15 protein-coding genes are annotated in these 22914 nt (G+C 66.3%); 5 read left to right on the top strand and 10 right to left on the bottom strand.

The annotated features are described in order from the left end of the window. Positions 1-15 precede the first annotated feature (15 nt). Genes ACX40P_RS13240 through ACX40P_RS13255 form a run of 4 tightly spaced genes read left to right on the top strand, consistent with a single transcriptional unit; the run spans position 16 to position 6065 of the window. Positions 16-978 carry a ribokinase gene (locus ACX40P_RS13240; RefSeq protein WP_459126827.1) on the top strand — a complete coding sequence of 321 codons (963 nt, stop codon included), beginning with the start codon at positions 16-18 and terminating at the stop codon, positions 976-978. An 8-nt stretch (positions 979-986) separates the two neighbouring features. After that, the gene (locus ACX40P_RS13245; protein ID WP_459126828.1) at positions 987-3131 is read left to right on the top strand and encodes an SUMF1/EgtB/PvdO family nonheme iron enzyme; all 2145 of its coding nucleotides are present in this window, start codon (positions 987-989) and stop codon (positions 3129-3131) included. 7 nt (positions 3132-3138) lie between these two features. After that, the gene (locus ACX40P_RS13250) at positions 3139-4917 is read left to right on the top strand and encodes a glycoside hydrolase family 127 protein (protein ID WP_459126829.1); all 1779 of its coding nucleotides are present in this window, start codon (positions 3139-3141) and stop codon (positions 4915-4917) included. Continuing rightward, positions 4914-6065: a CaiB/BaiF CoA transferase family protein gene (locus tag ACX40P_RS13255; protein ID WP_459126830.1), complete on the top strand. Its 1152-nt coding sequence runs from the start codon at positions 4914-4916 to the stop codon at positions 6063-6065. Before ACX40P_RS13250 ends, ACX40P_RS13255 begins: the two co-directional genes overlap by 4 nt. A gap of 58 nt (positions 6066-6123) precedes the next feature. Here ACX40P_RS13255 and ACX40P_RS13260 read toward each other — a convergent pair whose 3' ends face one another. The 8 genes from ACX40P_RS13260 to ACX40P_RS13295 all read right to left on the bottom strand — a co-directional run bounded on the left by ACX40P_RS13260 (position 6124) and on the right by ACX40P_RS13295 (position 20077). Further along, the gene (locus ACX40P_RS13260; protein ID WP_459126831.1) at positions 6124-6867 is read right to left on the bottom strand and encodes a FadR/GntR family transcriptional regulator; all 744 of its coding nucleotides are present in this window, start codon (positions 6865-6867) and stop codon (positions 6124-6126) included. Positions 6868-6938: 71 nt separating this feature from the next. Further along, positions 6939-9797, bottom strand: a complete 2859-nt coding sequence (locus ACX40P_RS13265) for a TonB-dependent receptor (RefSeq protein ID WP_459126832.1) — start codon at positions 9795-9797, stop codon at positions 6939-6941. A 92-nt stretch (positions 9798-9889) separates the two neighbouring features. Continuing rightward, positions 9890-10720 carry a rhamnogalacturonan acetylesterase gene (locus ACX40P_RS13270; RefSeq protein ID WP_459126833.1) on the bottom strand — a complete coding sequence of 277 codons (831 nt, stop codon included), beginning with the start codon at positions 10718-10720 and terminating at the stop codon, positions 9890-9892. After that, entirely contained in the window at positions 10717-11457 is a 741-nt protein-coding gene (locus ACX40P_RS13275; protein WP_459126834.1) for an SDR family NAD(P)-dependent oxidoreductase, read from the bottom strand. Before ACX40P_RS13275 ends, ACX40P_RS13270 begins: the two co-directional genes overlap by 4 nt. Positions 11458-11464: 7 nt before the next feature. Next, positions 11465-12757, bottom strand: coding sequence for an MFS transporter (locus ACX40P_RS13280; protein ID WP_459126835.1), 1293 nt, complete (start codon positions 12755-12757; stop codon positions 11465-11467). Further along, positions 12754-14931 (bottom strand): heparinase II/III domain-containing protein, encoded by a 2178-nt coding sequence (locus ACX40P_RS13285; RefSeq protein ID WP_459126836.1) that lies wholly within the window; start codon positions 14929-14931, stop codon positions 12754-12756. The genes ACX40P_RS13280 and ACX40P_RS13285 overlap by 4 nt, the downstream gene beginning before the upstream one ends. Then, positions 14928-17081 carry a chondroitinase-B domain-containing protein gene (locus tag ACX40P_RS13290; protein WP_459126837.1) on the bottom strand — a complete coding sequence of 718 codons (2154 nt, stop codon included), beginning with the start codon at positions 17079-17081 and terminating at the stop codon, positions 14928-14930. The genes ACX40P_RS13285 and ACX40P_RS13290 overlap by 4 nt, the downstream gene beginning before the upstream one ends. Before the next feature lie 5 nt (positions 17082-17086). After that, positions 17087-20077 (bottom strand): TonB-dependent receptor, encoded by a 2991-nt coding sequence (locus ACX40P_RS13295; RefSeq protein WP_459126838.1) that lies wholly within the window; start codon positions 20075-20077, stop codon positions 17087-17089. Positions 20078-20361: 284 nt separating this feature from the next. Between ACX40P_RS13295 and ACX40P_RS13300 the strand changes: the two genes are divergently transcribed. Then, positions 20362-21996 carry a Na+/H+ antiporter gene (locus tag ACX40P_RS13300; protein ID WP_459126839.1) on the top strand — a complete coding sequence of 545 codons (1635 nt, stop codon included), beginning with the start codon at positions 20362-20364 and terminating at the stop codon, positions 21994-21996. 44 nt (positions 21997-22040) lie between these two features. Here the strand turns inward: ACX40P_RS13300 and ACX40P_RS13305 are convergent, their stop codons facing one another. Further along, positions 22041-22700: a UPF0149 family protein gene (locus tag ACX40P_RS13305; protein ID WP_459126840.1), complete on the bottom strand. Its 660-nt coding sequence runs from the start codon at positions 22698-22700 to the stop codon at positions 22041-22043. Beyond that, positions 22697-22894, bottom strand: coding sequence for a hypothetical protein (locus tag ACX40P_RS13310; RefSeq protein ID WP_459126841.1), 198 nt, complete (start codon positions 22892-22894; stop codon positions 22697-22699). Before ACX40P_RS13310 ends, ACX40P_RS13305 begins: the two co-directional genes overlap by 4 nt. Positions 22895-22914: the final 20 nt, after the last annotated feature.

The following is a 22914-nucleotide window of genomic DNA, read 5'->3' on the forward strand; positions in this document are numbered from 1 at the left end:
CGAAAGGACGGTCGCGTGACCATCTCGACAGTCGGCGGACGGGTGCTGGTCGCCGGGTCCGCCAACGCCGACTATGTCGTGCGCGCCAGCCACATCCCGGCGCCGGGAGAGACGGTGATGGGTGGTGCCCTGTCCATCGTTCCGGGTGGCAAGGGCGCCAACCAGGCCGTCGCCGCCGCCCGGGCGGGCGGCGCGGACACGGCGATGCTGGTGGCGCTGGGCGACGATGCCCCGGCCGCGATGCTGGAGGCGTCGCTGACGAATGCCGGGGTGATGCTCCACATCGTTCGCAGCGATAGTGCGACGGGCGGCGCGCTCATCACCGTGTCGGACGCGGCCGAGAATGCGATCACCGTCGCGCCCGGTGCCAACGCCGCGCTGGCGCCCGATCACCTGCCCGACCTGACTGGCATCGCGTGGCTGGTCCTGCAGCTCGAAACGCCGATGGCGACGGTCACCGCCTACGCCCGCGCCGCCCGGTCGGCCGGCGTGAAGGTGTTGCTGAACGTCGCGCCGGCGCAGTCCGTGTCGGCGGAATTGCTGGCGGCGGTCGACGTACTGGTCGCCAACGAGGAAGAACTTGTCATCATCGCGGGGCGTGGCCAGTGGATCTCCGACCGGCTGGCCGCGGTGGACGTGCCCGCCGCAGTCGTCACGCTCGGCGCGCGCGGCTGCTGCGCGAGGGTCGATGGCAAACTGCTGTTCCAGCCGGCCTTCCGCGTCGAGGCGACCGATACGACGGCGGCGGGCGATACCTTCTGCGGCATGCTGGCCGCCTCGCTCGCGAGCGGTGCAACGCTGCCCGACGCCCTCCGCAGGGCAACCGCCGCAGCAGCCCTCGCGACCACCCGTCCCGGTGCGCAGTCGAGCATCCCGACGCGCGAAGACGTCGATCGGCTGCTGGCCGACACGTCGGACGATCCGCAGGCGCTGGCCGCGCTCTCGACCTATTGCGGCCAGTCCGCGCACCCTATCTGAGCGATGCGATGACCTCCCCCCACCACACCACCAGCAATGTCAAATTCAGCCACGCCCTGACCGGCCCGTATCTGCCCACCCCAGGCAAGGTGCCGGGATGGCCGTTTCAGGAGATGGGCCGCTGGACGATCGACGTCGCCGGCGCGGCCGATGAATGGCTCACGGGCCTGCGCGAATGGCGACGCGAGCATCGCTTGCGCATCGGCCTCGACGACAGCCTCTACCGCCGGGCGGACCTCGCCTGGTCGCAGCGCAATTTCGTCCACGCGCTGACGATGGTCGAGGATCTGCACTTCTACGATCCCGACACCGGCCGCTATACCGTCGACCGCTATCTCGACGATCTGGAGGCGCGGTTCGGCGGCGTCGACAGCGTGCTGCTATGGTACATCTATCCCAACATCGGCGTCGACGATCGCGGCCAGTTCGATCTGGTCCACGACCTGCCCGGCGGCCTCGACGGTCTGAAGCAGGTGGTCACGGACTTTCATGCGCGCGGGGTCAGGGTGTTCCTGCCCACGATGCCGTGGGACCATGGCACGCGCGAAGGCCACGCGCCCGACTGGGAGCGGATGGCCGACATCGTCGCGGCGGTCGGTGCCGACGGGATCAACGGCGACACCTATTCGGGCGTGCCGCGCGCGTTTCATGTCGCGTGCGAGGCGCGCGGGATGCCGGTGGTGCTCCAGCCCGAATCGACCGCGCAGGCCGGCGACCATATCCTCAGCTGGAACCTGCAGAGCTGGACGAAGCGCGTCCCCAACGAGTCGATCCCCGCCGTCCTGAAACTGAAATGGGTCGAACCGCGCCACATCGTCCAGATCGAGAACCGCTGGAGCCGCGACCGCTGGAGCGACCTGCAACACGCCTTCTTCAACGGCATCGGCTATGTCGCGTGGGAGAATGTATTCGGTTTCATCAATCGCCTGACCGACCGCGACGCGGCGACGCTGCGGCGCGTCGCGGCGATCCAGCGGCGGTTCGCGCCGTTTTTCGTGACCGACGAGTGGATCCCCTACGACCGGACGCTGCAGTCCGGCGTGTTCGCCAGTCGCTGGCCCGGCGTGGACGCAACGCTGTGGACCCTAATCAACCGCAACGAATATGCGGTGTCGGGCGATCAGATCGCGGTCGCGCATGTGGATGGGGCAAGCTACTTCGATGTCTGGAACGGACGCGAGGTGACGCCCCGGGTCGCCGATGGTCGCGCGTGGTTCGATTGCGACCTTGAAGCGCGCGGGTTCGCCGCGTTGCTGCAACTTCAGGGCGGCGCCGACCGCACCGGGCTCGACGCCTTCCTTGCCGACATGGCGACCCAGGCCGCCACCCCGCTTTCGGACTTGTCGGCGACCTGGGCTTCCGCCGAGCAGACGCTTGTGCCGATCGCTCCGACACGGACATATGAAGATGCGCCCGCCGACATGGTCGCGATCCCGGCCGCGACCTTCGACTTCGCGGTGCACGGCGTGGTGATCGAGGGATACGCAGCCGAGGGCGTCGACGTCCAATATCCGTGGGAACCCAACCCGCGTCGCTTCCACCGCCACCGCATCGCGCTCGACGCCTTCGCGATCGACCGCTTTCCGGTCACCAACGCCCAGTTCAAGGCGTTCCTCGATGCGAGCCATTACGCACCCGCCGACACGCATAATTTCCTGCGGCACTGGGTCGACGGCGCACCCGCCCCCGGCAGCGAACGACAGCCGGTTGTCTGGGTCGGGATCGAGGATGCGCGCGCCTATGCGGATTGGGCGGGCAAGCGCCTGCCGCGCGAATGGGAATGGCAATATGCGGCGCAAGGGCCCGATGGTCGCCGCTACCCCTGGGGCGACGACTGGCGCGCCGATGCGGCACCACCACCGTCGCTGGAGCGCGCGATGCCCGCGTTGGCCGACGTCGATGCCCATCCCACCGGTGCCAGCCCGTTCGGCGTGATGGCGATGACCGGACACGTCTGGCAGTGGACCGACGAATATCGCGACGCCCATGTCCGCGCCGCGGTGCTGCGCGGGGGCAGCCCGTATCAGCCGCACAGCTCGCATTGGTATTTTCCGCAAGGCTATGCGCTGGATCAGCACGGCAAGTATCTGCTGATGGCCCCGTCGAAGGATCGGTCAGGCGGTATCGGTTTCCGGTGCGCCGTTGACCTTTGATCGTTTCATGACCTTCGCCCCTCCGGGTGCAGTGGCGCTCGGCGGGCCGCTCGGCGACGCGGTCGCGGCGAACCGTGCCGGCCGGCTGGCGACGTTCGTCACCGGTCCGGACAGCCCGGCGATCGCGATCTTCGATCCCGACACCGTTGTCGCCAACGAAGGTGGCGACTGGTACGGCGAGCATGCCGGCAAGTGGCTCTACGCCGCTGCGCGCTCGCGCGATGTTGCGATGTTGCCGCGCGTCCGTGCCGTCGCCGATCACCTGCTGACGTTGCAGGATGCGGACGGCTATCTCGGGAACTATCCGCCATTGCGCCGCTTCATGGTGCCGCAGCCGCCGAAGCCGTTCAGCTGGAACGGCGAACCCAGCGTGCGGACATGGGACATATGGACCCATGCCTATCTGATCCTCGGCCTGATCGAAGCGGCGCGCGCGCTCGGCGACGATCGCTACCTGACGGCGGCGCGGCGGATCGGCGACCTCGTCTGGCGCACGCTGACGCAGGGCGACGTGCGCATCACCGATCTGGGCAACCACTTCGGCCTGTCGGCAACGGTGCTGATCGATCCGGCATGCGAGCTGTACTTCGCGACCGGCGAGGCGCGCTACCGAGATCTCGCGGTGCTGATCCTCGATCAGGCGGAGAGCGATCCGCACAGCGCGTTCGTGACCGCCGCGCTGAACGGCGACGACCCGTCCGCGATCGCGACCGGCAAGGCGTATCAGCTGCTGTGGAATCTCGTCGGCGTCGCCAAGCTCCACCGCGCCAGCGGCAATCCGCGTTATCTAACTGCGGTGCACACGCTGTGGGAGAAGGTCCGCCGCGACCACCTGACGCTGGGCGGCGGTCCGTGGGGCGGGGTCGCGCATCGCTCGCGCGAAGTGTTCAACGCGCCCGCGACGTTCAGCCCCCACGCCTATGTTGAGACCTGCTCGACGATGGCATGGATTCAGCTCAACCGCGAACTGCTGTCGATCCTGGGCGGCGCGAAATTCGCGCAGGCGATCGAGCGCAGCGCGTACAACGACCTGCTCGGTGCGCAAGGGGCGGACGGCGAGGACTGGTGCTACTACAGCTTCCCCAATGGCAGGCGGGTCCACACCACCTATTGGCGCTGCTGCAAGTCGAGCGGCGCGATCGCCATCGAGGAGCTGCCAGGCATCGCCTATGGCGTGACCACTGGCGGGGCGATCGCGGTCAACCTGCTCGGGCCGTCGCAGGCGACGTTGGACGTGCCCGGGATCGGCGCGGTGACGGTGACGCAGACGACCGCCTATCCGTTCGCCGGCGATATTACGTTCACGGTCGATGCCGGCGGCGCGACGGCGCCGCTGCTGATCCGCCTCCCGGACTGGGCCGAGGGCGCGACTCTCGGCGGTGTCGAAGGTCCGCTCGTCGCCGACAGCTATGTCCGCGTGAATACCGCCGATCGCGTTACGTTGACGCTACCGATGCCCCCTCGCCTCCAGCACGCAGCGTCGCGCAACGTGCAGGAATCGCTCGCACCCGATGGTACGCCGGTCGCGCAGGAGGTGCTTCGGCACGACTATGTCGCGCTCACCCGTGGACCTCTCGTTTACGCAACAGGGTTGGTCGATGGGTTCAAGGCGGAGGAAACCGTGCGGCTGTCGGACGAAGCGCTGACAGGCGACGGCCAAACGCTCATGCTGCACCCGCTCGACCGCGCGCCGATCGCCTTCGAACCCTATTACCGCATCGGCGGGCGCGATGACGGCGCGTGGCGGCTGACGTGGCTGCGGCTCGCGCCCGGAGACGCCGCATGACGGCGTTCCGCAGCCCCAAGCGCACCGGTCCCGACGGTCCGCTGACCGGCGTGAAGGTACTGGATCTCAGCGCCTATATCGCCGGGCCCTATGGCTGCACGATCCTCGCCGATCAGGGCGCCGACGTCATCAAGGTCGAGCCGCCGGCCGGCGACAATCTGCGCCAATACCCATCGACCCTGGAGGGCGAGAACCGCGCGTTCCTCGGCGTAAACCGGTCGAAGCGCGGCGTCGTTCTGGATCTCAAACAGGACGACGATCGCGCCATTTTGCTCGGTCTCGTGTCCGAAGCCGACGTCCTCGTCCATAATTTCCGCCCCGGCGTGCCCGAACGTCTCGGCATCGACTATCCGACTCTCTCGGCGCTGAACGACCGCCTGATCTACTGCGCGGTCACCGGCTATGGCGAGAGCGGGCCGATGGCGGGCAAGGCGGGGTACGATCAGGTGCTGCAGGCGATGACCGGCATGACCCGCCTGCAGGGTCGCGCCGGCGGAGCGCCCGAACTGATCTACGGGTCGCCGGTCGACTACTACGCCGCGGCGCTGGTCGCCGGCGGCGTCGCGTCGGCGCTCTACGAACGCGAGCGCAGCGGCAAGGGCCAGCAGGTCGGCGTGTCGCTGCTGCGCAGCGCGATGACGATGCAGTCCGCACGGATGGTCCAGGCCGAGGGCGAGCGCCACGACATCTCCCGCGACATGCGCTCGGGCGGGATCACCGGGCTGCACCCGACCAAGGATGGCTGGCTATACCTGTCCGCCAACACTGCACGATTCTGGCGTGCGCTATGCGAGCGCGTGGGGCTGGATGACCTCGCCGATGATCCCCGTTACGACAGCGTGAAGAAGCGGGCGGCGCACGCCGATGAGCTTGTGCCCCGGTTGCGCGAGAGGTTGTTGAACAAATCCGCCCAGGACTGGGAAACGCTGTTGGCGGATGCCGTGCCCTGTTCGGTCGCCCGCGCCGTCGAGGACATGTTCGACGATCCGCAGGTCGCCGCCGAAAACCTGATGGCGGAGATCGCGCATCCGACGCTCAGATCCTATCGCGGCGTCACGCGATCGATCGGATTTTCACGCACCCCAGGACCCGAGCCGTTTGCCGCACCGCTCCTGAACGAGGACGGGACGACCATTAGGCGAGCTTAGCGGGGCGGTTATCGAAGCGGTGCAGGTGCGTTACGTTCGACAGCACCGCCGTCGGTGGTCAGATGCGCACGCTCATGAGGAAGCGTTCGCGGCTCTCAGCGGATTTGCGCTTCAATTCGCTCAGGTCGCGCTCCTCGGTCACGTCGAGCATGGCCTGTTGCAGGCGATGGAAATGCTGCCGCATCGCCACTCGTGCAGCCTTCGGGTCATGCGCGCGCAGCGCCTGGACGACGCGGGCGTGCTCGTCGTGCCGGGTCGAGCTGTCTCGCTGGCAAACCGCTTCGTGCGTGGTGCGGACCTCGGGCAGTTCGTTGCGCAGCCGCCACAGTTCGCCGATCACGTGGATGATCGCGCGATTGCCCGATGCCGCGGCGATGGTCATGTGGAACTCGCGGTCGGCCGCACTCGCACGCGCGCTTTCGGGATCGGCCTCCTCGGCCATCACCGCCAGGAACCCGTCGAGCTTCGCCAGGTCGCCATCGGACATGATCGGCGCGGCGAGCGCCGCCGCCTCGCTCTCGAACAGCGCGCGCGCCTCGGTCACCTCGAACGCACTGACGCTCGGCAGGCGGGCCGTGTCCGCCAGCGCATTCTCGGCGACATAGACGCCCGACCCGGTCTTGATCCGGATGACCCCGATCGCCTGCAGGGCGATCTCAGCCTCGCGGATCGTTACCCGGCTGACGCCAAAGCGCTCGGCCAGCTCCCGCTCGCCCGGCAACCGCGATCCCGGCGCGAACTCGCCGGCGCGGATCAGGTCGGTGATCTGCTCGGCGATACTCTGGAACAGGCGATCGGACACTCAGCGCTCCCCATTGGCGACGGACGACAGTTCTAGCCCGCCTGCCGATCAAGACAAGCGGGCGTGATCGATCACAGTCGAACGCGCAGCCCCAGGAAATAGCGCGATCCGTAATAGTGGAACTGCCGGCTGCTGCCCTCGACCGGCATGTCGGTGACCTTGGGCGCGTCGAAGATGTTCACCGCCTCCACCTGCACCCGCACCGCCTTGCTGAGGTCGTAGGAGGCGCGCAGGTCGAACGTCTCGTTCCCGCGGACGTAGCGCAGCTGCGAGTTGCCGCCGACGAAGTCCTGATAATAGTTCGACCGGTAGTTGTAGACACCCTGCACGTTCAGCCCGCGCCACTGATAATAGAGTTGCGCGGAAACGACGTGCTTCGAATAGCCCGACAGGTTGGCCGGCGGGATCATCCCCGGGGTCACCACGCCGGTGGTCGGATCGAGCACGTCGCCCAGCCGGATATCCTCGTTCTCGAAATCCGAGATCGCGAAATTGTAGCTGACCTTGCCGCCGAAACCGTCGAGCGGCGCCGGCAGCCAGGAGAAGCGGTTGGCGAGCGTCACTTCCAGGCCATAGACGCTGCTCTTGTCCGGGCTGTTCTGCGTCTGCACCACCGGCACGCTGACGTCGCGGCCGCCGATCGTGAAATCCTCGTTCAGCACGACGGGGATGAAGCCGCCGGTGAACCATTTCTTGTAGATCGTCGCCGCGACGATGGAATCGCGGTTGGGATACCATTCGACCGCGGCATCGACATTCCACGACATCAGCGGGCGCAGCCGCGGCGACCCGTTGGCGGTGATGAGCGCGATCGCATCCGCCACGTCACTGAAGCCGGTGCCGTCGTCGAGCTGGATCGTCCGGCCTGCGCCCAGCGCCGACGGCGCGGGCTTCGACATGCCGCGATAGCCGGCCACGCGCAGTTGCACGTTCTGCTGCGGCTCGAACACGGCGTTGACGCTGGGCAGGAAGCGCGTCGTCGAACTTTCGATCGTCACCGTGTCAAAATTGCCCGTCGGCACCAGGCGGATCGTGCCGTCGGGGTTGTTGACGACGTTCAGGTCGCTGCGCAGGCCGTTCGACACGACATCGGTCCGCACCGCACGCACGCCGAAGTTGCCGCGCACGGGCATGCTACCCAGATCGCCGCGATACTCGCCCATGATGTAGGCGGCATAGGTATCCTCGGTGACATCGCGATTGGCGACGTTGCGCAGGTCGGCGTTGCGTGCCTTGGGGGCGGTCGGATAGCGCGCGAACTGGCATTCGAGATCGAACGTCGCCCAGCGGTTGATGACATTGCCTTCGGCCGACTTCAGATAGTCGGTCTGGGGGAAGGTGCCGTTGCGACAGGCGACGTTGACCGTGGCGTCGAGCGCGCGATCGTCCTGCGTCACTTCTACCCGGTCGTCATAGTCGCTGTACGTCAGCCGCGAATAGCGTCCGCCGACCGCGAGGCTGCTCAGGAAGCCATCGAATTTGTACGTCGCGTCGAAGCGCGTGCCGAAGATCTCGTTGCGCCGCTGCAACTCGTCGCGGCGGAAGCGGGCGTCGTCGCTGAACAACGTCGGGTCGTTCAGGTTGAACCGCGGATCGATCGTGATCGTCGGCGCGAAATTGCCGGGCTTGATCTCATAGGTATAGGGCACGCGCTGGTTGTTGATCGGCGTGCGCACGTTGAACACGTCGAAGGGATCGGTGCGCAGCCGGACCGAGCGCTCGACATCGGTGCGGATCGTCCGCGAATAGGATACGTCGGCCGTCAGCGTCAGTCGGTCTGCGGGGCGCCACTCGATATTGCCGCCGCCGCCCAGATATTCCTCGTCGCGCGCCAGGATCGTGCCGGTCGACTCCAGCGAGGTCAGCCCGGTGAAGCTCTGCACGATATGGTTCGCGTCATAGACGACGTTGCGCAGGCCATAGCGCGTCTCGGACAGGTTCAGGTCCGACCGCCGCTCGGTATAGTCGCGCTTCGAATATTGGACGTCCAGGTTGATGTCGAGGTTCGGCGACGGCTGCCACTGGACAGCGCCGAACACCGCGTCGCGCTGGTCGCTTTCGCTGATCTGACGATAGGTGATCGCATTGGGCTGAAGGTAGAAGGGCGTACCCGCTGCGGCCTGCGCGCGTGACACCTCGGTGCAGTTCGCTGCCGCCGCGACGATGTTGGGGTTGCAGGCCACCCAAGTGGACGACGCCGCGACGGTTTCTTCCGGGTTATTGGTCTTGTTGCGCTGGGCGCCGAAGGTGATGCCGATACGGCCAAGGCTGCCGGCGTCGAACTGATCGACATAGCTCAGCGTGCCGCGCCAGCCCCACGCGCTCGAACCGATGATGCGATCCTGGTACGGGCTGTAGTTGGTCTTGATCTCCGCCTGGATACGGCGGCGGTTGAAATCCAGGGGTTTGAGCGTCTCCAGCTCGATCGTGCCGGCCACGCCGCCCTCGACCAGGTTGGCCTGCTGAGACTTGTAGATCTTGATGCCGTTGATGAGCTCGGACGGGAACTGGTTGAAGTTCACCGCACGGTCGCCCGATCCGTTCGAGGCGTCGCGGCCGTTGAAGGTGGTGTTCGACAGGAACGAGCCGAGGCCGCGCAGCGCGATTTCGGACGCGCCGCCCTTTTCACGATGCGTGGTCGCGCCGGTGATCGTCTGGATCGCCTCGCCGACGGACAGCGCGGGCAGGTCGCCGATCTCGTTCGACGACAGCGTGTCGACGATCGCCGTCTCCAGTTTCTTCTGCTCGATAGAAGTCTGCAGCGTGCGCCGGATACCGGTGACGACGATATCCGCGCTGGCGTCGTCGGCGGGCGCATCCTGCGTGGTCGGGACCGTGGCATCCTGCGCGATGGCCGGGGCGGCGATCAGCAGCGGCAGGGCTGCCGATGCGAGCAACACCCTTCGCGCGATCTGGTGGCGACCTGTCATACTTCCTCTCCCTGGCGATTTCGCTCTATCTTCCTACTCACCAGTTAGCGAAGCTGTGTCAATCCAATTGGTTTATGATTCTGTCCAACCAATTACGGGGCGATCTGGCTGCGCAGGTCCGGCACCGTGACGGCTAGGCCATTGGCGACGAGACGAGCGAACACGCCTGCGCCGACATCGCCGACGTGGGTATAGTCGAACTTTCGCGTGAACTGCCCGCGCGGGCCGGTGGCGGTCGTCGGCGCGTCGGGCGCGCGCGCTTCCTCGGCGGGTCTCGGTTTGGCGGTACTTCCCGTCTTTGCGGCAGCCAGCTCCTCCGCCGTGGGCGGGACCTGCGCGAGCTGCATCGACTGCTCGGGCCCGAGTTGCTGGATCAGCGCGGCGCTGCGTGCGTTCAGATCGACCAGCGGAACCTTCAACGCGGTGGCGACCTTGCGAACCTCCGCCGACCACGGCTCCAGCGTGTTGTTCAGCTTGCCGCCCTTGAACTCGCGGCGCGTGAGAGGGGTAAGCAGCACGGGCACTGCCCCGGCCGCGCGAACCTCCTGCACCATCCGCGTCAGGTTGGGGCCGAACTCGGTCGTCATGTCGGTCCAGCGCTCGGACGCGCTCGACTGGTCGTTATGCCCGAACTGGATCAGGACGTAGGTCGCCTTGTATCCGGCGACCTTCGCCTCGGCGAGCGCGATGTCCCACGAGCCCTCCTGGCGATAGCTGCGCGTCGATCGTCCGCCGCGGCCCACGTTCAGGCACGCGACCGACGATTTCACATGGTGCGCGCAGAACATCGACGCCCATCCCGACATCGGCGCCATCGTGGAATCGCCGACCAGGATGATCTTGTACGGCTCCAGCTTCGCCGCATCGGTGCGCGCGGGTTTCTGCGCCGCTGCCTGCAGCGCGATCGCCAGCAGCACGCTCATGAGAAGCTCAGGCCGCCGTTGATGTCGACGCAGGTGCCGGTCAGGAACGATGCCGCGTCCGACGCCAGATAGGCGATCAGGTCGGCGACGTCGTCGGGATGGCCTTCCCGGCGCAGCGGCGTGTTGCCGGCGGTCGCGGCGCGCCCCTCGGGCTTCGAGAAGATGTCATGGAAGCTGGTGCCGATCAGCCCCGGGCACACCGCATTCACGCGAATCCCCTGCGGCCCCATCTCCTTCGCCCAGCTGCGCGTCAGCGTCATCAGCGCGCCCTTCGACGTCGCATAGATCGACGCGCCCGGCCCGCCGCCGTCGCGACCCGCCAGCGATGCGACGTTGACGATCGCGGAGCCCTTGCCGAGCTTCGGCAATGCCGCCTTGGTGACCAGGAACGCCGACTTCAGGTTCAGGTCCATGACCGTGTCGAAGAACGCCTCGTCCATCTCCGCCAGCGTCTTGCGCGCGACCATGCCGCCGGCCAGGTTGACGAGGATGTCGATACGCTCGCCGGCGGCCTCGACCAGTCCGGCGACCTCGTCGGCCCTGGTCACGTCGGCGCGGTGGAGCACCGCCTGCCCCCCGGCGGCGACGATGCCGTCGACGGTTGCCTGTGCGGCGGCTTCGTCGCTGCGATAGTTGACGATCACCCTGGCGCCGCCCGCGGCGAGCTTTTCGGACACCGACTTGCCGATGTCGCGTCCGCCGCCGGTGACCAGTGCGACCTTGTTTGCGAATGTCATGAGAGGCTTATCCCTGTTTCGGTTGGATGGGTGCGGTGCGGCCGCCGAGCAGCCACACGGAGAGGACGGCGACGGGGACGAGGCCCGCCGCGATGGCGAAGATCGGCGCGAAGCTGATCTTGGTGAGTTCGGGCACCAGCCAGGTGGTGATGAGCGTGCCGGCGACGGCGGCCGTGCCGCTGATTCCCGCCAACGAGCCCACCGTGCCGCCGCCGAAATAGTCGGCCGGCAGCGTCTGGATGTTGTTGATCGCGACCTGGAAGCCGAACAGCACGACCGCGATCAGCAGCACGGCATAGAGCGGGTCGGCGGCCCCCATCGTCAGCAGCAGCGCCGGCATCATGATGACGCCGCCCGCCGTAATCATCACGCGGCGTGCATTCAGCGCGCTCCACCCGCGCCCGATCAGCGCGCCCGACAGCCAGCCGCCGGACAGGCTGCCCAGCATCGCGCCGACGAACGGCACCCACGCGAAATAGCCGATCTGCTTGACGTCGAAGCCGAACGTCTCGGCGAGATAGATCGGCAGCCACGATACGAACAGCCACCAGACGGGATCGAGGAAGAAGCGGCTGACGATCACCGCCCAGCTCTGCTTATGGGTCAGCATCTCGCGGAATCCGGGAGAATAACCCGTGATCGCCGCGGTCGCGGCGATGTCGTCCGCCCCGCTGCCGCCCAGGATATGCGCGCGCTCGCTCTCGCTCAGCCACGGGTGGGTGGCGGGATCGCTGCGGTACAGCCACAGCCATGGCAGCAGCCAGAGCAGGCCGAAGCTGGCGATGACCAGGAACGTGCCCTGCCATCCGAAGCCGGCGAACAGCAGCGCGACGAACGGCGCGGAGATGATTCCGCCTAGCGACGCACCGGCATTGAAGATGCCTTGCGCGAACGCGCGCTCCTTCGCCGGAAACCACAGCGCATTGGCCTTGGCCGCGCCGGGCCAGTTGCCCGCCTCGCCGATGCCCAGCGTCACACGCAGGATCGCGAATACGCCAAGCGTCCGCGCGAACGCGTGCAGACCGATCGACAGCGACCACACGATGATCGCTAAAGCAAACCCCATCCGCGTGCCGACGACATCGAAGATCCGCCCGAAAATCGCCTGTCCGAACGCATAGGCCAGCATGAACACGGTGACGAGCAGCGCGTAGTCGGCCTTGTCGGCGCCGATGTCCTTCGACACCTCGGGCCACATGACCGCCAGCGCGTTGCGGTCGATATAGTTGATGACGGTCGCCAGCGCGATCATCGCGATGACCGCCCAGCGCAGCTTCGAGGTCTGGCGGCTGCTCGTCACTTGCCCGTCTCCCGATCGAAGCGGCCAATGTGGCCGGTCCATGCCTGCTTCCGCCCGTCGACGGTCGCCGAATGCGGCTTCGTCGCGTTGGCGTCGTCGGCGATGGCGAATGTCACGCGGCGACCATCGACCAGCGTGATCGTGACGATGTCGGCGTCAACGGAGCGCGCATGAACGACGCCCGCCACCGCGCTGGCGCTGTTCGACACCATTTCGGTCGATGGGTCGTAGCGGCCATGCGCCTCGAGCAGGCTGACGAACGTCGCGTTCGTCGCCCCCTCCAGCCGCTGGATGATCGCCGGCTCGCGCCGCAGGTTGAACTTCGGATCGTTGGCGCCGCTCTCGGCAAGGATCACCTGCACTCCCGGCGTCGCCATGCGATAGCTGTAGAAGCGGCCTTCGGTCATCCACGTCACGCGACCGTTGCTCGCGTCGGGCGTGCCGGTCGCATCGACCCACAGATGCTCATAGCCCTGCTTCGTGCCCAGCACCGGCCGCGTCGCGACGTTCGATTGCAGCGGGAAGCCGGTGTCGATCAGATGGCCGTTGTAGTGCAGCGGCAGGTCGTATTTCGCCGGCGCACGACCCGTCACCTTCAGCAGATCGACGACCAGCGGACTGCCCAGACCCTTGACCCGCAGCTGCGCCAGCGTCCGACGGAACGTGACGCCGGGATAGGCACCCGCTTCCTCCGCGGTCGACGCCTGCGTGTCGCCGGTCTCACCGAAATACAGCTGTTTCGGCGCGACGGCTTCGGCGGGCTTCAGCTTGGCGGCGAAGTGGCTCGTCTCGTTCACCACCAGCGTGTTGTGCGCGATCGTTTGCTGCGCCCAGCTGTCGTTCTCGGGCAGGTAGCGCCCGCCCGACTTGGCCTCGATGTTCAGAAACCGCGCCGCGCCGTAGTCGGTGACGATCGCCTGGCCGTGATCGTACAGCAGCCAGTTGAGCCGGTCGAAATGACCATGCCCCATCCCTTGCGCGGTGTTCTTCGCGACCAGCACCTGCGCGTCGTCGCCCGCGCCATCGCGGATCACCGCCAGCGCGCCCTGGTCGCCGGCGGGACCGTCGCGAAACAGCTTCGATGCGAAGGGGAACGGCCGGCTCTTGCCGGCCGCCACGTCGCGCGCCACCGCCAGACCGTCGTCGGTCAGCACGGTGCGACCCTGCCACTGAGCGATGCCGAGCAGCGTCGGATCGCGCGTCGCGGCATAGCCGATCGCCACCGCCTGATAGAGCTCGTCGGTCTTCAGGCTCTTGTCGGGCATCGCGTCGTTGATCGGGAAGAAATAGCCGTCGTAGGTCAGCTGGATCGCGGAGGTGATGGCTTTCAGCACGATGCCGTCGCGATACGCGAAGATCTTCTGCGCCGGATCGTTCTTCGCCACTGCGTTGGCGAACATCACGAACGGTTGCAGGGCATAGCGCTGGTAATAGGGCCCTTCGGCATAATAGCCGTCGGGCGAGAACAGCAGGTCGAGCTGCCGCAGGAAGCCCGCCTTGCCGCTGCCGTCGCTGCCCTTCAGCGCGCGCGTCACCAGCTTCGGGTCGCGCAGCACGTAGCCGGTCATCCCGACGCCCGCCGCCGCCCATGTCGCGTGGTTGTGGATGCGGTCGAAGCTGGCCGCCGTCTCGATCGACAGGAAATCGGCCATCCGGCGGAACACCTGCGCGTCGATGGTCGCGCGAACCGCCGGGGTCAGCGTGTCGCGCATCGCGTCATAGCCTTGCGCGGCGTAGACCAGCCAGACGCTATCGTTCAGGCTCTGCCAGAACAGGCGCCCGGGCACCTGGTTCGACGCAGCGGGATGCTTGCCGAGCGTCGGATAGAGCTTGGCATAGGCGAGTAGCAGGTCGCGGGCGTGGTCGGCGTACTTCCGCTCGCCGGTGATGCGATAGAGCAGCCCGCCGGCATAGATCGCCTGATAGTTTCGCCGATGCTGTTCGTGCGTCGCGCCGCCGCCCGGATCCTTGGGCACCGGCACGTTGATGCCGTCACGGATGCTCGCGTCGACTTGTGCCCGCGCGCGGGTCAGGTCGGCGGCGAGCAGCGGCAGTCGCGCCGCCTCGCGACCCATCTCGGCAAGCACCGCCGGATCGTTCAGCACCGGCCGCGCCTCCTGCGCATAGGCGGGCGCGGCGAGAACGACAGCAGTAGACGCGAGGAGGCGGATCATTGGGGAATTCCGGTGTTGTCGCGCAGCGTCACGCGTGGCGCGCCCTGCGGATAGAGGGCGGTCAGCATCGGCGCGGGCGTGCCGGTGAAGCGGTTGCCGACGATCACGGTGTCGGGTGCGCCGACGCTGTGCCGGATCGCGATGCCGCCCGCACGATCGAAACCGTTGCGTGCGATCGTCGTCGACTGGACACCCGACAGTACGACGGCCGGGGCGCCGCCACCGGTGACGCTCGATCCCGTCAGCGTGAAACCTGGCCCGAACGTACTTTCGTCGGTGCCGAGCCGCGCGACATCCGCCACGCGGTGGACATCGTTGAAACGACTGTGGGTGATCGCGATGCGTTCGACCGGATAGTGACCGAGCCGCGTCGTTTCCGATGCCGCCGCGACGACCGTGCCACGCACGCCCACGAATGTCGCGCGATCGATCGTGACATGATCGGCCAGCGTCGATGGCGTGGTGGCGATCACGTCGCCGGCGATGTCGCGGAACGTCGTGCCGACGATCTCGACGGCATAATTGGCGATCGTGGAGGTCGGCGCCGAACGCACGACCGACCCCTTGCCCGTGATCGTCAGGCCTTCGATCCGAATGCTGCCGCCCTCCGCCAACTGGAACAGAGCAGGGGACGTGAAGCGGATCTGCGCGGTGGCGGGGCCGGCGATCGTCAGCGGCTTCGCCACCGCGATCGGCGACGACACTGCATAATTGCCGGCCGACAGCCGCAGCGTGTCGCCCGCACCAGCCGCGGCGCTTGCGGACCCGAGGTCGCCGGGCCGCACGGAACGCGTTCGCCCGCTGCCGAACGCGGCGACATCGTCGACCTTCGCATACCACGACGGACCGGCCTCGGCCTTGGTGACGGGCGTCAGGTCGCGCGGCGCGCCGACATCGGTTCCGGCGGCGTAGAGCAGGCCGTTGGCGGCGCGCGTCAGTTTGATCGTGCGCTGCGTCATGCTGGTCATCGCTGGCGCGAAGTCGACGATGTTGCCCGACAGCGCGATGCCCGACACGTCGCCCTCGCCGCGGAACGGATCCTTCGCCGCCGTGACGAGATTGCTGGCGAACCGGCTGGCGATCGGCGGCGCGGTACGTTCGGCGTCGTTACCGGCGCCGAACACGATCCGGCTGGGATCGATGATCGAATTGCGCTCGATCACCGCGTCCGACACCTGCGTGTACCGGTTGATCGCCGAATTCGGTACGCCATTCATAACCGCGATCGCGGAGGTGAAGTCCGTACCGCGGCTGCCCTCGATATAATTGTCGCGCACCCGCTGACCCGCGTTGATGATCCGGATGCCCCCGGTCGAAGGCTTGCCGCCGGCCAGGATCACGTTGCGGCTGACGAGATTGCCGTTGCCGTGGCGCAGAACGATCGAGCCCTGCGACTGATAGATCGTGTTCTCGCGGATGATGTTGCCGCCCGATTTGACCGAGACGATTTCGACCTCGCCGTCGCAGCGATCGAAATAGTTGCGCTCGACCACCGTCTTGGAATCGCTCAGCGATTCCTCACTGGTGCCGATGCGGATCGTCTCGCCGCCGTTACTGCCCAGCGGCGGGCGGGGGCCGAAATAGTTGTGATCGATCCGGATGCGGTTTTCTCCCGGCTGCCCCTTGGGGCGGATCACCGCCAGCGTCACCCCGGCGTTGCCCTTGCCCGCGAACCAGCTGTGGTCGACACGATTGTCGGCGCCGTAAATCGCCACCCAGATATCCTCGGCGCGGCGATCGCCCTTGTTGAAGCGGTCGATCACGACCTGCGTCAGACGCACGTTGGATGCGACCGTATCGGAATCGCGCCGGAAGGAGATCACTTCCTTGGTCGGCGACGCGCCGTCGCGGAACACCAGTCCCGAGACGATCAGATGCGTGCCGCCGATCCGTAGCCGCGACGCGCCGGACAGGATGACACCGCCCGGCGTCTCCGCCGCGATCGTGATCGGCCGATCCGGTGTCCCGCGGCCATCGGCCACCATGTCGAAATCGCGCCACACGCCGTTGGCCAGCACGATCGTGTCGCCGGCCGTCGCGCTCTTCAATGCGGCGCGATACGCCGCCGGCGTGGCGACCTGGATCGATCGCGCCGCGCTTTCGCTCGACACGATCGTCAGGATCGCCGCCGTGGCCAGCTTCATCGTCATGCCGGTCAAAACTTCACGCTCACGCCCGCGGTCAGGCGACGGTCGGTCAGCCCCTGGAAGCACAGCAGCGCCTTGTCGTTCACGCAATATTGGTTCTGGTCGCCGCGCAGCAGGTTGATCCCCTCGACGCCGATATTGATCGCATCGGTAACATCGTAGTTGATGCTGGCGTTCAGCTGCCCCCGGGCGCCGTTGATGCGCGGCAGGCCGAAGAAGAACGGATCGTTCGACACATAGCTCGACCGCCAAGTGTAGCGCAGCCGCGCGTTGAGGCCGTATTTGTCGTAGAACAGCGTCGTGTTGTACGAATATTTGGACAGGTTCGTCAGCGTGATGAGATCCTGCGAATTGGGCTTGCCGAGCAGCGTGAACACCGTCCGCGGCCCGTCCGCCGCACGATACTCGCGTGCCGATCCGCCGGTCTTCTGGAAGGTGAAGTTGCCGATGAAGCCGAATCCGGACGCAAAGCCCAGCGTGTCCTCCCAAGCCGACAGGTTGTGCTGGAACGCGACCTCGATGCCGGTCTGCGTCGTCGTGCCCGGCACGTTGAACGTCGAACTGATCGGAACGCAAATCCCAACACCTTGCACCGGATTGTTGACGTTGCGATTGGCGATCGGGTTGTAGATGCCGCCGGATTCGCAGGGCGGCGTGATGTCGATGTTCAGATTGCCCGCGGCGTCCAGATTGGGTGCCGGATCCTGCTGGCGCGCGGCGAACAGGTTCGTCCGGCTCTTGTGGAACACGCCCAGGCTGATGAGGCTGGACGGCGCGAAATAATATTCGCCCGACAGATCGTAGGACCAGACCGCCTCGGGGACGAGATCGGGATTGCCGACCGCGACGGGCGTATTTGCGCCTGTGCTGAAGGAGAAGGATGTCGACAGCGTGTCGAAGTTGGGCCGGCGGATGTCCCGCGCGATGCCGGCGCGCACCAGCACCTTCTCGACCGGCTCGATGACGAGATTGAAGCGGGGGAGCCAGAAATCGTACGAGCTGTTCGCGACCGTCTGTCCCGTAACCGCGCCGTTGGCGATGTTGTTGCCCACCGACGACAACCGCGTCTTGAGCCAGCGCACGCCCGCATTACCGCGCAACGACACCTGACCGATATCGGCAGAAAGATTGGCCTGCACATAGGCCGCATTGGTCGTCTCGCGAATGCTGAAGAACCCGGCGAAGGATTCCGTCGGCGTTACGAGCGATGGGATGGCCGGGCCGACCGTCCGCGCCGCATTGCTCGCCGCGATCGCCGTGTTGAGCGATGCCAGGACCGCGGCGGGATCACGGAACGACAGCCCGCCGTCGATCAGCAGGAAGTCGGGGAAATACAGTCGCCGGTCGTCGGCGCTGTTGAAGTTGCTCGGCCCCGGGATCAGCACGTCGGCGAACAGATTGCCCGACGGCCGGTTGAACGCGGTGGTGGTGTTTGTGTAGCTGACGTTGTTCGCGAACTCGCTGTTGACCGCCGACGTCCGGTTCCAGCGATAGCCCGCGTCGATCGACGTGACGAACGACACCAGCCGCGATGAATCGTAGGACAGGTCGATGCGGGCGGCGCGCTCCTGGTTGTTCGTCGAATTCGCGCCCTGCGCGACCTGCTGCAGCTTGTAGTTGGCTGGGTCCAGCAGCTGCGCCGTCGTCGGGGCGAAGGCGCTCGCCTGGTCGATCCCGAATTGCAGCGTACCGTTCCGCAGATCGAACTCCAGCGGGACGCCATTGTCGATGCTGCGCCCGATGACGGGTTGCGGCCCCTTCGGATTGATGAAGTCGAGCGTCGTCGAGAAATTGGGGAATCGCGACTTCGACGTGGACAGCGATGCCTCGGCGCGCAGTTTCAGCCGATCGGTCGGCTCCCACGTCCCGCCCAGATCGAACACGCGGCTCTTTGTCACGCGCGCGCCGGTGTCGCTCGACATGCGCAGGTTGGGATCGACCACGGTCCCGGTCGAGCCGCCGATCCCGATCGTGCCGGCGACCGCGGCCTGCACCGACCCCAGATCGATCGGCCCGCGCGGACCGTCCAGCGTCCCGAAATCGACCGTCTCGAATGCGGTGTTCTTCATCGCATCGACAACGGACGGCGTCGCCGTCCCCGATACCTGGATGCGGTGGCTTTCCTGCGATCGCTGCTGGTTGTTGATCGTCGCGTCGAAATAGAATTTCAGCCGGTCGCTCGGCTTCCACTCCAGCGCCGCGGTGCCGTTATACGTCTCGTACTCATAGTTATCCAAACCCTGCTGCAGGAACTGGATGCGCAGGAACGGAAACGACTGCGCGCTCAGGCTGGAGCCGGGCAGAACCACAGCGTCGCGATCGACGCGCGGCGCGAAATTGGCGACGTCCAGCCGGGCGTAGCTGCCGCTGACGACGACGCCAACCTCGCCGATCCCCGTGCTCCAATTGTTGCCGAGCGTCGCCGACAGGCGGGGCAAGGTGGATTTCGACAGATCGCTGTTCTCGACCTGCGCACGCGCGGCAATCAGCGGGCGCTTGAGGTCGAGCGGCCGGATCGTGCGGAGATTGATGGTGCCGCCGACCGATCCTTCGATCGTCTGCGCGGTCGGCACCTTGGTCACCTCGACCGATGCGATCAGCGCCGCCGGCAGATCCTCGAAGCTGATGCCCGACCGGCCGGCGCCCGAGCCGACCGTCGAGACGCCGTTGATCTCGGTCCGATTGGCGTCGGTGCCGCGGATCTGCACCGCATTGCCGACACCGGCCTGGCGCGTGATCTGGACGCCGGTGACGTTCTCCAGCACCTCGGCCAGATTCTGATCCGGCAGCTTGCCGATGTCCTCGGCCTGGATGATTTCGACCAGATTGTCGGACGTCCGCTTCTCGTTCAGCGCGCTGGCCAGCGAGCTGCGGATTCCGGTGACAACGATATCCTGAGTTTGCTCGTCTGGCTGTGCGGGTTGCTGCTCCGCAGTCGCCGGCGCGACCTGCGCGTGGGCCATGCTGGCGAGCGACACGGCCGTCAGCAACGTGGTCACATGCAAGGCGTGACGCGTTACATGTCGGCACTCGACGATCGATCGTCTTCCCATCCTGCAATCCCTCCCACCTGCTATTTCGGATGATGTTGGAGGTAGTGCGAACTGGTGTCAACCGTATCATATACCAATATGCTTGTAATTGGTTTGTTTGGTAGGACAGGTTGGTTTGCAATATGAGGGCGAAAGCTCCCCGACAGACAGCGCTGTCAAGTGAACGCGCGGCGCTTTAAGGCGGCTTTCGCCGCCGCCATCGCCCGGTGAGCGGCGCGCGGAGTTGAAGAGTGGAAAGCGTCTCGGTCGTACTGATCCTGTTGCTCGCCGTGGTGGTCAGCGGCGCGATCAGTCGCATGCTGCCGATCGCGATCCCCACGCCGCTGGTGCAGATCGCACTCGGCGGCGTGATCGGCCTAGCCGCAGGATTGCGGGTCGAGCTCGATCCGGAGCTGTTCCTGCTGCTGTTCCTGCCACCGCTGCTCTTTCTCGATGGCTGGCGTATTCCCAAGGACGAGTTGCTGAAGGACGTGTCGACCGTGGTCGAACTGGCGCTCGGCCTCGTGCTGCTGACGGTGATCGGCCTCGGCTTCTTCATCGACTGGCTGATCCCGGCGATGCCACTGGCGGTGTGCTTCGCGCTTGCTGCGGTGGTTTCGCCGACCGACCCGATCGCAGTGTCGGCGATCGCGGCGCGTGTGCCGATCCCCAGACGCATGATGCACATCCTGGAAGGCGAGTCGCTGCTCAACGATGCGTCGGGGCTGGTCTGCCTGCGCTTTGCCATCGCTGCGGCGCTGACCGGCTCCTTTTCCGCGACGCAAGCCGGCCTCACCTTCCTGTGGCTGGCGGGTGGCGGCATCGCCGTCGGCGTTGCCGTCACGCTCTTCGTGACGCGCACCAAGGCGTGGATTTCAGCGCGCTTTGGTGAGGATACCGGGGCTCAGGTGCTGATCAGCCTCCTGATCCCGTTCGGAGCCTACATCCTGGCCGAACATCTGCACTGCTCCGGCATCCTTGCCGCCGTTGCCGCGGGTGTTACGATGAGCTTCGCCGAGATTTCGCGCCAGGCGCTCGCGGCCACGCGGATGCGGCGCAACTCGGTCTGGGATACAATACAGTTCGCGCTGAACGGGATCATCTTCGTGCTGCTCGGCGAGCAGCTTCCTGCGATCCTCGCCGCTTCCAAACAGACCGTGCTGCTGACCAACCACAGCAACCCATGGTGGCTCGGCGTGTACGTGCTGGCGATCATGGCTGCACTCGCCGCGTTGCGTTTTGCCTGGGTATGGGTGTCGCTGCGTCTGACCCTGCTGCGCAAGCGCGAGGAACTTCCATTCCGCAGTCCGGATTGGCGGCTGGTCGCGGCCATGTCGTTCGCGGGGGTGCGCGGCGCGATCACATTGGCCGGCGTCCTGACGATCCCGCTGGCGTTGAACGACGGCACGGCATTTCCGGCGCGCGATCTGGCAATCTTCCTGGCGGCGGGTGTCATCATCGTGTCGCTGATTATGGCGAGCGTCGGACTGCCGTTGCTGTTGCGAGGTCTGACGATGCCGGCCGAACCGTCGAAGCAGGCCGAGGAAAATTACGCGCGCATCGCCGCGGCCGAAGCCGCGATCCGGGCTATCGAGCGCACCCAGCATGACTTGGCCGAGGGGCGCAACGACGCGGACGTGTATGCCGCCGTCGGTACGCGCATCATGGACCTGTATCGCGAACGCATCGAAAGCCGGTCCCAGATCAACGACAATGCAGGTGCGGCTCGACAACTCGACGGAATCGAGCGAGAGCTTCGACTGGCCGCATTGAGAGCCGAGCGAAATGCGATTTTCGACGTGGTACGGGCACGCGAGATCGGCAGCGAAACCGCAAGGAAGCTCGTTCGGGAACTGGATTTTCTGGAAGTGCGCTACCGCTGCTGATCCCGCGTAGCGGTCGTCGGACGTCGGCTATTCCCGTGCGCCGATCAGCTGCAACAGCGCTTGTATTTCATACCCGAACCGCAGGGGCATGGATCGTTGCGACCAACTTTCGACTTCGTCGCCGTAGCAGCGACGATCGGCGTCGCGTCGGTCGCCCGCGCCTGTGCGGCATGGAGAAGCTGGACGGCTTGCGTCAGCTCGGTCACAGCCCGATCCTCCAGCGCGTTGACCTCCATGCTGTCGAGATCGCTCTCGTTACGGGCGACGGCGATCAACGTCGCCAGTCGCGACCATGGGGCCGCCATCCGTGGATCGTCGGCCAGCGCCTGCCAGGCTTCCGGACGCAACCCGGTCGCTTCCGCCAAGCCGTCCACCCAATATTCCCAGAGGATCTCGCCATTGCGCTCGTCGAGATCGAGGATCGGTTGAAGCCTGCCGCGGGCGAGATCGCGCGCGATCTCGTCACGTCGCGCCGCCACCGCGTTGGCGAACCATTGTACATCCTGCGGATCGTCGAAGGGCGGAATGCCGTCGGTTTCCGCTCCCCACACAACCCTCATCCATTCATCCGGCGGAATCGGTTCGGGGCAGATAATCAGTCCGGTGAGAAACCCGTCGAGCTCGGTGAGCAACATCGGCTCCTCGACGGGCAAGTCGGCGAGCGCGCCATCGAGGCGTCGGAAGCGCGAAGGATATCGGTTCACAGGCTGAGATCGCGTCGACGCATCTCGGCTCCCGCTATTTCGCGTAACGGCGTTGGATCGCCCTGCGCGAAGATGTCGGCGAGGTCGAGAAGGTCCTCGTCGCCCAGCGCAGCCACTGCGGCCTCTATGGCGTCCAGGCGTTCACGCGCGCGATCGGACTGCCCCAGCCGGCGCTTGGTTCGTAACTTGAGCATATTGCGATTTTAGCACGACG

The sequence above is a fragment of the Sphingomonas sp. RS2018 genome, assembly GCF_054489605.1.